Below are 13,007 nucleotides of genomic sequence, written 5' to 3' on the forward strand. Positions count from 1 at the left end.
TAAGCCAATCGGGACAGGGAGTTAAAAGGATGAATAACCCGAATTGCATTGGTTTACCAGGGAGCCGATCGATTCTGGCCGGTTTGATGTCTTGCCAGGTGGCACTGCTTTATCCAATCGGTGCAGCGCATGCGCGCGATTACTTTAACCCGGCGCTGCTGGAGATTGATAATCCGGCGCTGCGTGGCGCCGACCTCTCCGTATTTGAAGAGAACAGCAGCCAGGCGCCCGGGCGCTATCGGGTCGATCTTTACTTGAACGGAGAACAGATCGACAGCCTTGACGTCGAGTTCCAGCTGATGCCGAGAGCCGATGGTAAGCAAACGCTGCAGCCTTGTTTCAGCACGGAAAAATGGGCTGAGCTAGGCGTGAGGGTGGCTATGTTCCCAGCGATGGTGCCTGGGGATAGCTGCGTCAACCTGGCGCAGGCCATTCCACAGGCCTCTGCAGTATTCCAGTTCAATCAGTTGAGACTGAACCTAAGCATTCCTCAGGCGGCATTGCGCTTGAATGCACGCGATTATGTCTCCCCGGATAAATGGGATTCCGGCATACCCGCGTTATTGGTCAATTACAACTTCAGCGGCGCCAATAGTCAGATGCGCGACACGCAGCGGCAGAACAACAATAACTATTACCTCAATTTGCGCTCGGGCATTAACTGGGGCGCCTGGCGTTTGCGTAACTATTCCATCTGGAATCACTACACCGGCGGTGCTTCATCCTGGCGTTCAATCAATACCTATCTGCAGCGCGATATTGTTGCGTTGCAAAGCCGCCTGACGCTGGGGGACAGCACAACGTCCAGCGAGGTGTTCGACAGCGTACAGTTCCGCGGTGGGCAATTGGCTTCTGAAGATGACATTCTGCCGGACAGCATGAAGGGCTACTCGCCGGTGGTGCGCGGGATTGCGCGCACTAACGCGCAAATCGTGATCCGGCAAAACGGCTACGTGATTTATCAAAGCTATGTACCGCCGGGTGCGTTTGAAATTACCGATCTGTACCCCACGGGCGGCAGCGGCGATCTGAACGTCAGCGTGCGCGAGGCTGACGGGCAGGAGCAACATTTCGTGGTGCCTTATGCTGTGGTGCCGGTGCTTCAGCGCGAAGGGCGTTTCAAATACAGCCTGACCAGCGGGAAATACCGTTCATACGGTGGCGGCGTTGATGAACGTCCGTTCAGCCAGGCCACCGGCATCTACGGTTTGCCGTGGGGAGCTACCCTGTATGGCGGCGTGCAGGCGGCCAGTAAGTACCAGTCTCTGGCGCTGGGGTGGGGGCAGAACATGGGGGCGGTGGGGGCGCTGTCCGCAGATGTCACTCAGGCATGGACCAAGCAGGAAACTCGGCCGAAAGAGCAAGGGCAATCATGGCGCCTGCGTTACGGCAAAAACTTCATTGAAACCGGCACTAACTTCAGCTTGGCCAGCTACCGCTATTCCACGCGCGGTTTTTATAACCTGCAAGAGGCGCTGGAGAGTTACGGTGGCAACAGTGCTGTCTATAACGACCGCAAAAAGAGCCGAGCCGAGTTGACGATGAGCCAGAGCCTGTGGGATCTGGGCGGAACGCTGTCGCTCAGCCTGTTTAACGAGGATTACTGGAATGACAATCGCCGCTCGCAGTCGGTCAGCCTCAGCTACAACAACAGCTGGGAAGCCATCAGTTATGGGCTGAATTATACCTTCAGCCAAAATGGTTACGACAGCAACGGCAACCACAGCAATATCCGCGATCACATCGTTGCCTTCAACGTCAGCGTGCCGCTCAGCAAATGGCTGCCGGGCAGCTACGCCACCTACGGCATGAACGCCAGCCGCAATGGCGCCACCAGCAACAACCTTGGGTTGAGCGGTACTGCTCTGCCGGGCGACAACCTGAACTACAGCATCAGCCAAGGTTATACCGGCAGGGGCGTGGGGGCGAACGGGAATATTCAGGCGGATTATAAAGGCGCCCTCGCCGAGTGGAACCTGGGCTATGGCTACGAGCGCCATCGCCGGCAGGTGAACTACGGCGTGCAGGGCGGTGTGCTGGTGCACCAAAACGGCGTCACGTTGTCGCAGCCGCTGGGCGATACGGTGGCGTTGGTGCAGGCACCTGGCGCCGCAGGGATCGATGTCCTGAACCAGACCGGGGTCAGCACGGACTGGCGTGGCTATGCGGTTGTCCCTTATCTGACGCCTTACCGGCGCAATATCGTCGGGCTGGACGGTGAGTCTTTCGCCGAGGATGTCGACATGACGCTAAGCAGCCAAACGGTGATTCCAACTCGCGGCGCCGTAGTGCGCGCCAGCTTCAATCCAGATGTCGGAGCCCGAGTGTTGCTGACGTTGCTGACGCGTAGCGGTGATCCGGTGCCCTTCGGCGCCACCGTCAGCGATCTCAACAGCCCTTCCGATAAGGGCAGCATTGTCGGCGATGGTGGGCAGGTTTATTTGGCCGGCATGGCGGAGAGTGGCCGGCTGCTGGTTAAGTGGGGCAATGATGCCGCTCAGCAATGTCAGGCTAACTATCAATTGGCTAATCAGCCTGAGAGCGGCGGTATACGCCTCGTGAATGGGCAGTGTCTATAAGGTGCATATGATGGTTAAGGGAATATCTATTAAACGTGTGGTCAGCGCCGGGGGATTGCTGCTGAGTATGATGCTGTACGCTCAGCAAGCGCAGGCCGTTTTTGGGCAATGCAAGCCGAAATCCGGCACTAAAGGATTCTCATTTGTTTTCTCGCCGAAATTGGTTGATCCGTCTCAAAACATGGCGGGGCGAATTATCAAGAACGCCGACGGCGGTAAATGGAATCTGGCCGGCTCCTATCTGGTTGAGTGTGAATGCCAGTATCGTACGGCGTCTTACGTAACCGCCAAAGTACTGCTGAGTGACCAGGTATTCAGTGAGGGGGGACTAACCTATTACGCGCTGAATGAATATCTGGGCGTCGCCAGTGAAGTGTACGTGGCGGGCTACCGCGAAGAGTATATCGCCGCACCGTTTGAGAATGAGTCGAATAAAAAGACCGATATGGATGGCGATGATGAGTCCTGCGCCAGTACACCTTATAACAGCGGCGCTAAAGGGCGAATCCATCTCTATTTCCGCCGTCCTTTCGTGGGGGTGACGACGATACCCAGCACCAAACTGGTGGAAACTTATGTCTCGGTCGTGAGCGGTGTGAGCAGTGATGTGGCGGTGTCTACCGTCTCAATGAGCGGCACCGTCACCGTGCCGCAAAGCTGCGAAATCAGCCCTCAGACGGTGACGGTGGATTTCGGCGATATCCTGACCACGGACTTTCAAACCAAAGGGGCGATGCCGTCCCGCTTCACCCCGCATGAGAAAACGCTGACGCTGGCTTGTAGCAACATTTCCAATGGCGTCAAAGTCAGCCTGTCATTTCGCGGCGAAGCCGACGGCAACATGCCCGAGGCGCTGAAGACCAGCAACGACAGCATCGGGGTGATGATAAAGGATCTGTTTGGCAACCCGATTGCACCGCAAAACGGCCGGTTGCCGGTCGATTTTCAATACCCGAGTCAGTCAGGGCGAACCGGGATCAGCGTCTATCCCATCAATACCACCGGGAAGGCGCCTGCGATGGGCAAGTTCAATGCCACGGCGACCATTCAGGCAGAAATCCAATAAACGGATATTTCAACGGCAGTGGGGTGGGCGGGCCCCTGCGTTTAACGAGAAGGAACAGATTATGGTGAAAATGTTTAATCGTTTTGGCTGCAACCTGGTGCTGAGCAGCATGTTGATTTTGACGATCCCGACGGCACAAGCGGTATCGAAAATAGTGATTTCCGGCAACATTAAAGCTGCTCCCTGCGAAATCGACAGTGCGAACGCTAGCGTTACGGTCAATCTGGGGGACGATATTTCCGCCGCCACGCTGGCGACCTCCGGCGCCTTCAGCCCTTGGGTGGAGTTCCCCCTGACGTTAAAAAACTGCCCGAGCACCACCACGTCGGTTGTCGCGACCTTCAGCGGAACCGTCGCTGAGGAAAGCACCAGCTTATACAAAAGCACCGGCAGTTCTCGTCGGGTACAAATTGAATTGCAAGACAACCAGGGAGCAAATCTGGGTAATGGCAAGAACATGACCCAGTCAGTTAACCAGGCGACGCATGAAGCCAAATTCAATTTGCGGGCGCGGGCATACAGCACCCATGGCGGATCGACGCCTGGTTCAATAGACGGCGCTCTGCAGGTCACTTTTGTCTATCAGTAGGCAATGGGACAAAAGGGCCAGCGTGGGCGGAAGGCTAACGACAGAGTTAAGGTGATGATATGAAAATCAATTATCCCGATGGAATGACCTTGGCGGCGGGCAATGAAGCGGCGGGTGCCGTGGCTGTCATGGAACCCTGCGCCATGACGGCTCTGGGGATGAGAAACCGGCTGATTGAATCCTGCGGTCTCCAACCTGGCAACATTCGGCAGGTGGCGAATCTGGTGGAACTGAGAGCCTTATTGACTGAACATCCGCATCGTTTATTGGTGATGGAGCTGTGTGGACAATCAGAGTCGGTATTGGAGGGATTCAAGCTGATCGCCGAGGTGCGGGAAAACTCGCCGGACACCGCGATTGTCATTTGTACGGCATTGGATGAACCGAGGTTGTTGCGGCAGCTCATCGCTTCCGGTATTCGCGGCCTGATGCTGAAGCAGGAACCGGCTATTGCATTGACCCACTGTGTTCAGCAAGTCCTGACGGGCAGTTGCAGCTTCAGCCACCGGGTACGCCAACGTCAATTGCATGAGGCTGGCGCCGATAAACCGCTGACGGCGAAGGAACTGGATGTGTTGACCCAACTGTTTTCCGGTAAGAGCGTGACCAATGTGGCGCTGACCATGTGCCGTGATATCCGCACCGTCAGCACCCATAAACGCAATGCGATGTTGAAGCTGGGGTTTCACAGCGATGGGGAACTGTATCTTCAGGGGAAATGGATGGCTGCGCAAGGTTCATCCTTGGTTCGCTAGGCAAGCGCACGAGGTCTCGCGGGCAAGCAAGCATAGGAGCAGATTATGCATTTATGGCGTCAGCAACCGCTGAACATAGCATTAATGGACAGATGTCCATTGACGCTGGAAGGGTTGGCCAGTTTTTTAAAAACGCTGCCAACCCAGGTAAAAGTCGTCGTAAAGGAAACCAGCGTACGTGCGGTGGTGGATAGCGTGGTCTATCAGCAGGCCGACGTGCTGATTACCGAACTGGACGGTGAAGATGAGACGACCGCTAAGGGCAGGGAAGCGTTGCTGGCCCTGTGTACGCAACTGCCCGAATTACGGGTGATTGCCTATACCCGTTGCCGTAATGCAGAAGAGTTGGGGCGATTGTTGTCTCAGCCCAATGTCAGCATCGTCGCCAGGGATGACGCTTTGCCGCTGGTGGCGGAGTTTTTTAATCGGGTCTTGCTTGGGGAGCGAGTGTTGAGCCCACAGATAGGGACTTTTCTGGCCCCCTCGGTTAGCGGAGATGAGGTGTTCACCCGAAAGCTGACTCGCTGCGAGACTGATGTGTTGGCCTTTTTGTTCAACGGCATGAGCCTGCGGCAAATCGCCGAATTGCAACGCCGCAGCATCAAGACGATCAGCGCGCATAAATGCAGTGCCATGCGCAAACTGCAGGTGAAGAATGACAGTGAACTGTTTTCATTGCACGGCAATATTACGCGACAATTTGGCGGGAAGTGGTCAAAGGGGACTTAATCGTTAATGACAGGGTATAAACCGGTAGTCTGGGCGTTGAAAAATAATCAAACAAGTGTCCCCTGGGCGGGTGGATGAAAGCAGCTCGGCGTTGGAATAGTGCTGAATTAGAGCGTTGTTGGCGTGCCGGGCTGCATTTTCCCATCCGATATTTTTTACCGTACTCGATGCGCACGTTAAAAGAAGATGAGTGCCTGCATCGTTATTTACATCGTAAAATTAAATGCTGATCGTGCGGAATCGCTCTACATTGGTTGCGGTGTAGATCACCGTATTCTGGATATTTTTGTGCCCTAAATAATCCTGAATCAAGCGCGTATCGACCCCGTTATCTGCAAGCGCGTAGCCGCAGGAGTGTCGTAGCATGTGAGGATGAACCTGAACGCTAATACCGGCCATTTCGCCATACATTCTCATTAATCGATACAGCTGCTGACGTGAGATTTGTCCGCCGTGGCGCGACAGGAATAACCATGGAGCCTCTGCATCAGGATAGCTCGTCCGCTGGGTCAACCAATGTAACAGCGCCTGCCGTTCTCGCGGTTGGATCGGATGCTGAACGGAAAACCCGTTTTTCAGTCGGGATATATGGATCCGATTAGAGGTAAGATCAATATCCTCCAGGCGCAAAGCACGCAGTTCGCTAACCCGCAAACCGTGAATAAAGCACATTAATAGTAGACAACGATCTCGAATGCTATTTTTCCCCTCATGCACGGCGGCAATCAGTTGCTCAATTTCAACCTGACTGAGAAATTTCCTTTTTTTCATTTTTCTTTCCTGCATCTTTGATGTTGGTGATTTCTATCATGAAGTTTTATTAAAGCATTGGAGCATAATTGGCAGCAAAGGAAATAAATAATTTCATTTGTTAATAGATGGTTTTTTTATCTTTTCTATTTTTTCATTTTTCAAGTGAATATATATTGTTTTTTATATGATTATTTAATTTTTTTTTCATGAGGCTATTTAATTAGCGAATATTTAGCATCTCTGTAAGAGCCCCATGGAGAGTTTCCATCCGTCAGACAGCCATGAGATATCCTCTCTCTCATATCGGTGCTTGATAAGCTGTGATGAGAATTCGTCTTGATCTCATTCTCGCGCCGCTTACAATGCCTGCCAGATCGCGACTTCAGAGGTTTTTTCATGGAACTGCTACGGGTGGTTTATCGGCAGTATCGTTGGCCATTTCTGGCGGTTATGGCATTGACCATGGCCAGCGCCGGTTTAGGCATCGGTATCATTGCTTTTATCAATCAATATCTGATGGACGTCAGCGGCAACCCATTGGCCGTGTTGCCGATGTTTCTCGCCCTGCTGGCATTGTTGATAGCGGTCACGCTGGGTTCACAGCTGGCGCTGACCACATTGGGCCATTACTTCGTCTATCGGCTGCGTGGGCAACTGGTGAAGCGCATTCTGGATACCGAGATCGAGCGCCTCGAACAGTTAGGCAGCGCCTCATTGCTGGCCAGTCTGTCCAGTGACATCCGCAATATCACCATCGCCTTCGTGCGCTTGCCCGAATTGGTGCAAGGGGTGATTTTGACCCTGGGGGCAGCGGCCTACCTGGGGTGGCTATCGCCGAAAATGCTGGCGGTCACGGCGGTTTGGGTGGCGGTGACCGTGGTGGGCAGCGGTTGCCTGGTGTCACGGGTTTATCGCCATATGGCCAGTTTGCGCGAGTCAGAAGAGCGTCTCTATCATCGTTATGAATCGGTGATTGATGGCCGTAAGGAACTGACGTTGAACCGCAAACGGGCTCAGGCGTTATACGAGCAGGCCTATCAGCCCGACGCGCAAGCCTATCGCTACCATATCATTCGCGCCGATACCTTCCATTTGAGTGCGCTCAACTGGTCAAACATCATGATGTTGGGGGCGATCGGGCTGGTGTTCTTTATGGCCAACAGTTTGGGATGGGCGGACTCGACGGTGGCCGCGACCTACTCGCTGACGCTGCTGTTCTTGCGCACGCCCTTACTGCAGGCCGTGGGGGCGTTTCCGACGCTGGTCGGCGCCGAAGTGGCCTTCAACAAGCTGAAAGCGCTGCGTTTGGCCGAGTATCAGCCGGGGTTTCCAGCCGCCGTTGGCCGTTCCTGGCAGACGCTGGAGCTGCGCGACGTGGTTTTTCACTATGCAGATGCGGAACAACAGCCCGGTTTTACCGTCGGGCCGCTCAATCTGACGCTGCGGCGCGGTGAGCTGGTGTTTCTTATCGGCGGCAACGGCAGTGGCAAGTCAACGCTGGCGATGCTGTTGACCGGGTTGTATCGGCCGGTAAGCGGGCACATCGTTCTGGATGGCGTCGCACAGACCGCGGCGGATATGCCGGACTATCGCCGGCTGTTTTCAGCGATTTTCACCGATTTTCATCAGTTCGATCGTTTACAAGGACCGGAAGGCGGCGAACCTGATGCAGCGCTGGTCACGCATTGGCTTGAACGGTTGAATATGAAAAGCAAATTGCAGTTCGACGGCGCCAGAGTGACCAACCCGCAACTGTCGCAGGGGCAGCGCAAACGTCTGGCCCTGTTGCTGGCGGTGGCGGAACAACGCGATATTTTGCTGTTGGATGAATGGGCCGCCGATCAGGATCCGCAGTTCCGGCGCATTTTCTATCGCGAACTGTTGCCGGCGCTGCGCGCGTTGGGCAAAACGGTGTTCGCCATCAGCCATGACGATCACTATTTCGAACACGCCGATCGGTTGCTGGAGATGCGCTCAGGCCATTTACGCGAGTTGACCGGCAGCGAGCGTGAACACGCCAGCCGGGATTCCGTCAGCAGAATCGGTTAACTTACGTCGGCCCGTGCCAGACCAAAACGGGCCGGCGCTTCGCCCCCGCATTATTTCAGTGCGTCGCTTCATTTTCTCTCCCTCATCCAATGCTGTCTGCTGCCGATTTGGCTTACGACCAGTCAAATAATTGATGTTTTAATTGTTTACCAGTGGTTTAATTTTGACCTTTAGAGGTGTGGCACACTGCGCATTCGTTCGCCTATCAAAACACGTTCTCGCCTGCCGATAACAGTGATATCCACGGTGCCGTTCTGGCTGATACGGCAATGCAGATCTATGGGCAGCAGAGTTTTTTTAAATTTCCATAGGAAAAAACGACTTTATTGATCGTTGAAATGTATCAATAATTTTATTTTGAATGGTTTAATCTATTGGTTAGGGGCGCTGTGGTGAGCAAGGATGGACCAAATATCAAACGTAAAGCATGGCTAGGCGTGTTTATCGTTAGTGGGCTGTTCTGGCTGCTAACCGCTGCCGTGATTTACTGGTTACTGAGTTAGCAGGTTAAGCAGGAAGACGATTCGTGAACAAGAAGCAGGCTAAAAACCGTGAGGGCGCTCAGCGTCGCGCGCAGTCAAAAATTCCGCCTTCATGGGTGCTGAGCGATGAGCAGCGCGCCTTTATTGAAGATTTATGGCAGGATACCGCCCCCGAAGCGGCGCGGCCCATCGCTCAGCGACGTTAGCCGATCACGCGGCTGCGGCCGGCCAGCGCGCCGAACAGCATTTGCAAGACGGTCAGGCATAGCAGAGCGATCAACGGCCAGCGCCAGCCTTCCGTCAGATCGTGTAACAGGCCGAATAAGGTGGGTCCCAGCGCGGCCAACAGATAACCGACGGATTGCGCCATGCCCGACAGCAGCGTCGCCTGATGATGATGCTGACTGCGCAATCCAAAGAACGACAGTGCCAGCACCAGCGAACTCCCCGCTCCCAACCCGGCAAACGTCAGCCACACCAGTGAACTGGCGGGTTGCACCAATAATCCCCCGACGCCGATAAAGATCAGCAGAGAACTGCCCAGCGCTATCGCCCGCTGATCGCGCGCCCGCGGCAAAATCACCACCATGACAAAGTTGGCGACGATCGCCACCACCTGATAAACGAACAGCTCGAAGCCCGCCTGCTGGGCTGAGGCGCCGTGGCTGACGGCAAAGGCACTGAACCAGCCGATAATGGTGTAGAAGGCGATCGATTGCAGCCCCATGAACATCGCCACTTGCCAGCCCAGCGCGCTGCCCCAGGGAGAGCGATAGCGTTGCGGCTCCGTCGGCTGCGGCTCTTTAGCGACGGGTGTGGCGGAGCGCCGCAGCTGCGGCAACCACACCAGCAGCGCCAACAGCGCAGGTAATCCCCAGCACAGCAAGGAGAAGCGCCAGCCGAGATCGGCCAGGGAAGCCAGCGGCACCGCCAGACCGGAGGCGATGGCGGCGACCAGTGACATCACCGCCGCATAGGCCGCTATCATCGCGGCGGCGCGATGAGGAAAATCTCTTTTCACCAGCGTTGGCAGCACCACATTGGCGAAGGCGATGGCGGCGCCGATCAGAACGCTTCCCAGCCACAGCATGGCGTCTTGCGGCAGGGAACGCAGCGCGATGCCGCAAACCAGCAGCGCGAGGGCTAAACCCAGGGTGCGTTCGATGCCGATGCGTTTCGCCAGCGCCGGGGTGAGTGGCGAGAGGATGGCGAACAGGATCAGCGGCAGTGAGTTGATCAGGCCGGCTGCGGTGGCGGACAACGCCAGCTGTTGCTGAATCTGTTCCAGCAGCGGGCCGACGCTGGTGAGGGCGGCGCGCAGGTTAGCTGCGATCAGCATGATGCCGACGATCAGCAGAACAGGGCGATGTAAACGGCGACGCGGGGTCGCGATGGATGATGAAGATGAAGCGGGTTGCGGCATGAGTTCCTCGCACCAGGGCATGCAGACAATCAGCGCTGCATGGCGTGATGCGTTGATTGACGTTAACGCTTACGTACCGACAAGGAGCCGATATCTGATCGCAAGTGTAGGGAAGATGGCTCGCGCTGACAAGGGGGGCCGGCGGGATGGAGAGGGCTGATTCCCGCCGGCTGCAGGATAATTCCCATTATGTGATCCTGGTCACTGAGTGAACTAAAAGTCATGGCGCAGGGCGGGGTCTGCAGCGCTTTCACTTCTGCCGCCGCCGGCGCGGCTGCTCTCCGGCGTTCGCGCTCGTCATGGCATTTCATTTTTCACCCATTCCATTTTTTGGCTTTTCGATTCGTTTCGATTCGAAAGGTTTTTTGGCGGTTTTTTTGCTAAAACGGGGCTGTAAGCCCGATCACAATTTCATTGCTTTCGCTTTGCTGTAATGCCAGCGCAGTAGAGCGAAAGCCATCTTCTCCCCGGCGATGCCGGAAACCTGAGGACCGCAGCTCATGCCAGTGAATACCGCAAAGCGACGTGAACACATCATCGATCTGTTATGCGAGCACGGCAGCGTGCGCGTGGAGCAACTCAGCAAACAGTTTGCAGTATCCACGGTGACGATCCGCAACGATCTGCGCTTTCTGGAACGAAAAGGGTGTGCGCTGCGCGCTTACGGCGGCGCAATGCTCAATCAGCAATTCGCTTTCGATCGGCCGCTGCGGGACAAAGGGCGGTTGAATCGCGATGTCAAAACGCTGATCGCCAACGCGGCGGCCGGCTATGTGCGCGACGGCGATGCGCTGATCCTCGATTCCGGTTCAACCACCGCGCAGATCGTGCCGTTCCTGAAGGGGCGGCGCGATCTAGTGGTGATGACTAATGCGCTGAACATTGCCTATGAGCTTTCAGGAAACGACGGGGTGGAAGTCATGGTGCTGGGGGGCAGCGTGCGCCGCAACTCTTACTCGCTCTATGGTCCGGCTGCCGAGCAGCAATTGCGTCAGTACCGCTTCGACAAGCTGTTTTTAGGCGTCGACGGGTTCGATCTGAGCGCCGGCATCACCACGCCTCACCCCGGTGAAGCGCACCTCAATCGCGTGATGTGCGAGGTGGCGCGCGAGATTATCGCAGTGGCGGATGCCAGCAAATTCGGTCGCAAGAGCTTTTGCATGATTCGCGAAGCTGGACAAATCCATCGGCTGATCACTGACAGCCGTCTTCCGGACGATTACGAGCGGGCGTTAACCGAGCTGGGCGTAGAGGTCATCATCGCCGATCGGTAGCACGGCGCCTGCATGGGGGCTTCATGCAGCAGTTGTTACAGCTTGTCGAGCAGCACAAGGCCGGTATGCCGGTCGGGATTTTTTCCGTCTGTTCCGCCCATCCCTGGGTTCTGAAGGCCGCGCTGCGGCAGGCTAAAAGCCGCGGCACGCCGGTATTGGTGGAGGCGACCTCCAACCAGGTCAATCAGTTCGGCGGCTATACCGGCCAAACGGCGGCCCAGTTCCGCGATGCGCTCTGGCGTCTGGCGGATGAGGTTGGCTTGGCGCGCGAGCGCGTGTGGCTGGGCGGCGACCATCTGGGGCCCAACGCCTGGCAAGATCGCCCGGCTCAGGAAGCGATGACGCTGGCGGAAACGTTGATCGACGATTACGTTCGCGCCGGATTTCGCAAAATTCATCTCGATTGTTCCATGTCGTGCGCCGGCGATCCCTCGCCCTTGGGTGATGCGGCGGTCGCCGAGCGTGCGGCGCGCCTGTGCGCGGTGGCGGAACGCGCCTGGGCGCAGAGCGGTGGCGAAGCGCCGGTCTATGTGATCGGCACCGAGGTGCCGGTACCGGGCGGTGCGCAGGAGGCGTTGGCGGGCCTGCAGGTCACCACGCCGCAGGCGGTGGCGCAAACCCTGGAAACACACCGTATCGCCTGGCAAAAGGCCGAGCTGAACGATGCCTGGCAGCGAACCATCGCGCTGGTGGTGCAGCCGGGCGTCGAGTTCGATCACCACAGCGTCGAACGTTACCAGCCGCAACGCGCCGACGCACTGAGCCATTTCATCGAACGGCAGCCGGGCATGATCTATGAAGCGCACTCCACGGACTACCAACCGCCGCAGGCCTATCGCCAGCTGGTGCGCGATCATTTCGCCATTCTGAAGGTGGGGCCGGCGCTGACCTTTGCGCTACGCGAAGCGCTGTTCGCTCTCGATCGCATCGAGCGCGAATGGCTGGGGGAACGCCAGTCGGCGCAGCTGTGCGCCACGCTGGAACAGGTGATGCGCGAGCAGCCGCAACAGTGGAGCCGCTATTACCACGGTACGCCGCACCAGCAGTATCTCGATCGCCACTACAGCCTGAGCGATCGGGTGCGTTACTACTGGCCGCAGCCGCAGGTGCAGCAGGCGGTCGACGGCTTGCTGGACAACCTGCGGCGCAGCCCGGCGCCGCTGGCGCTGCTCAGCCAGTATCTGCCGGAGCAGGCGCGGGCGCTGAACGCCGGCGAATTGAGCGCCGATCCGCAGGAGTGGGTGCTGCACAAAGTGACGCAGGTACTCGATGATTACCACGCCGCCTGCTATCCGGAGGGCCGCTGAT

12 protein-coding genes are annotated in these 13,007 nt (G+C 56.6%); 10 read left to right on the top strand and 2 right to left on the bottom strand.

The genetic code is table 11. From position 1 onward, the window contains the following. Positions 1 to 29 precede the first annotated feature (29 nt). From J9788_RS22420 to J9788_RS22440, 5 genes are all read left to right on the top strand, one after another. Positions 30 to 2,579, top strand: a complete 2,550-nt coding sequence (locus J9788_RS22420; RefSeq protein ID WP_182265328.1) for a fimbria/pilus outer membrane usher protein — start codon at positions 30 to 32, stop codon at positions 2,577 to 2,579. Between the two features lie 7 nt (positions 2,580 to 2,586). Beyond that, positions 2,587 to 3,645 (top strand): fimbrial protein, encoded by a 1,059-nt coding sequence (locus J9788_RS22425; protein ID WP_227414649.1) that lies wholly within the window; start codon positions 2,587 to 2,589, stop codon positions 3,643 to 3,645. Between the two features lie 61 nt (positions 3,646 to 3,706). Then, the gene (locus J9788_RS22430) at positions 3,707 to 4,234 is read left to right on the top strand and encodes a fimbrial protein (protein ID WP_227414648.1); all 528 of its coding nucleotides are present in this window, start codon (positions 3,707 to 3,709) and stop codon (positions 4,232 to 4,234) included. A gap of 59 nt (positions 4,235 to 4,293) precedes the next feature. After that, the gene (locus J9788_RS22435; protein ID WP_046899027.1) at positions 4,294 to 4,989 is read left to right on the top strand and encodes a response regulator transcription factor; all 696 of its coding nucleotides are present in this window, start codon (positions 4,294 to 4,296) and stop codon (positions 4,987 to 4,989) included. A 45-nt stretch (positions 4,990 to 5,034) separates the two neighbouring features. After that, positions 5,035 to 5,718 carry a response regulator transcription factor gene (locus J9788_RS22440; RefSeq protein WP_182265327.1) on the top strand — a complete coding sequence of 228 codons (684 nt, stop codon included), beginning with the start codon at positions 5,035 to 5,037 and terminating at the stop codon, positions 5,716 to 5,718. A gap of 219 nt (positions 5,719 to 5,937) precedes the next feature. On the opposite strand, the gene J9788_RS22445 is transcribed toward J9788_RS22440, so the two are convergent. Continuing rightward, on the bottom strand, positions 5,938 to 6,489 hold the full coding sequence (locus J9788_RS22445; RefSeq protein WP_046899029.1) for a tyrosine-type DNA invertase: 552 nt from the start codon (positions 6,487 to 6,489) through the stop codon (positions 5,938 to 5,940). 378 nt (positions 6,490 to 6,867) lie between these two features. Between J9788_RS22445 and J9788_RS22450 the strand changes: the two genes are divergently transcribed. From J9788_RS22450 to J9788_RS22460, 3 genes are all read left to right on the top strand, one after another. After that, a complete protein-coding gene (locus J9788_RS22450; protein ID WP_182265326.1) occupies positions 6,868 to 8,520 on the top strand; it encodes a multidrug ABC transporter permease/ATP-binding protein in 1,653 nt (550 codons plus the stop codon). Between the two features lie 392 nt (positions 8,521 to 8,912). Next, positions 8,913 to 9,023: a YmiA family putative membrane protein gene (locus J9788_RS22455; RefSeq protein ID WP_370576372.1), complete on the top strand. Its 111-nt coding sequence runs from the start codon at positions 8,913 to 8,915 to the stop codon at positions 9,021 to 9,023. Positions 9,024 to 9,046: 23 nt separating this feature from the next. Continuing rightward, positions 9,047 to 9,208 (top strand): hypothetical protein, encoded by a 162-nt coding sequence (locus tag J9788_RS22460; protein WP_182265325.1) that lies wholly within the window; start codon positions 9,047 to 9,049, stop codon positions 9,206 to 9,208. Here the strand turns inward: J9788_RS22460 and J9788_RS22465 are convergent. Then, positions 9,205 to 10,425: an MFS transporter gene (locus J9788_RS22465; protein WP_182265324.1), complete on the bottom strand. Its 1,221-nt coding sequence runs from the start codon at positions 10,423 to 10,425 to the stop codon at positions 9,205 to 9,207. The two genes, J9788_RS22460 and J9788_RS22465, sit on opposite strands and share 4 nt — an antisense overlap. A gap of 500 nt (positions 10,426 to 10,925) precedes the next feature. On the opposite strand from J9788_RS22465, the gene agaR reads away from it, so the two are divergent. Next, positions 10,926 to 11,699, top strand: a complete 774-nt coding sequence (gene agaR, locus J9788_RS22470; protein WP_004931804.1) for a transcriptional repressor AgaR — start codon at positions 10,926 to 10,928, stop codon at positions 11,697 to 11,699. A 23-nt stretch (positions 11,700 to 11,722) separates the two neighbouring features. Then, positions 11,723 to 13,006, top strand: a complete 1,284-nt coding sequence (locus tag J9788_RS22475) for a D-tagatose-bisphosphate aldolase, class II, non-catalytic subunit (protein WP_046899031.1) — start codon at positions 11,723 to 11,725, stop codon at positions 13,004 to 13,006. The last annotated feature ends 1 nt before the right edge of the window (position 13,007 follow it).

The organism is Serratia sp. X10 (assembly GCF_017811775.1).
Lineage (GTDB): Bacteria > Pseudomonadota > Gammaproteobacteria > Enterobacterales > Enterobacteriaceae > Serratia > Serratia ureilytica.

Coding starts and splice junctions, on each gene's coding strand:
- J9788_RS22435 (WP_046899027.1), top strand. CDS start 4,294: ATGAAAATCAATTATCCCGATGGAATGACCTTGGCGGCGGGCAATGAA.
- J9788_RS22425 (WP_227414649.1), top strand. CDS start 2,587: ATGATGGTTAAGGGAATATCTATTAAACGTGTGGTCAGCGCCGGGGGA.
- J9788_RS22440 (WP_182265327.1), top strand. CDS start 5,035: ATGCATTTATGGCGTCAGCAACCGCTGAACATAGCATTAATGGACAGA.
- J9788_RS22465 (WP_182265324.1), bottom strand. CDS start 10,425: ATGCCGCAACCCGCTTCATCTTCATCATCCATCGCGACCCCGCGTCGC.
- J9788_RS22430 (WP_227414648.1), top strand. CDS start 3,707: ATGGTGAAAATGTTTAATCGTTTTGGCTGCAACCTGGTGCTGAGCAGC.
- J9788_RS22420 (WP_182265328.1), top strand. CDS start 30: ATGAATAACCCGAATTGCATTGGTTTACCAGGGAGCCGATCGATTCTG.
- J9788_RS22475 (WP_046899031.1), top strand. CDS start 11,723: ATGCAGCAGTTGTTACAGCTTGTCGAGCAGCACAAGGCCGGTATGCCG.
- J9788_RS22445 (WP_046899029.1), bottom strand. CDS start 6,489: ATGAAAAAAAGGAAATTTCTCAGTCAGGTTGAAATTGAGCAACTGATT.
- J9788_RS22450 (WP_182265326.1), top strand. CDS start 6,868: ATGGAACTGCTACGGGTGGTTTATCGGCAGTATCGTTGGCCATTTCTG.
- agaR (WP_004931804.1), top strand. CDS start 10,926: ATGCCAGTGAATACCGCAAAGCGACGTGAACACATCATCGATCTGTTA.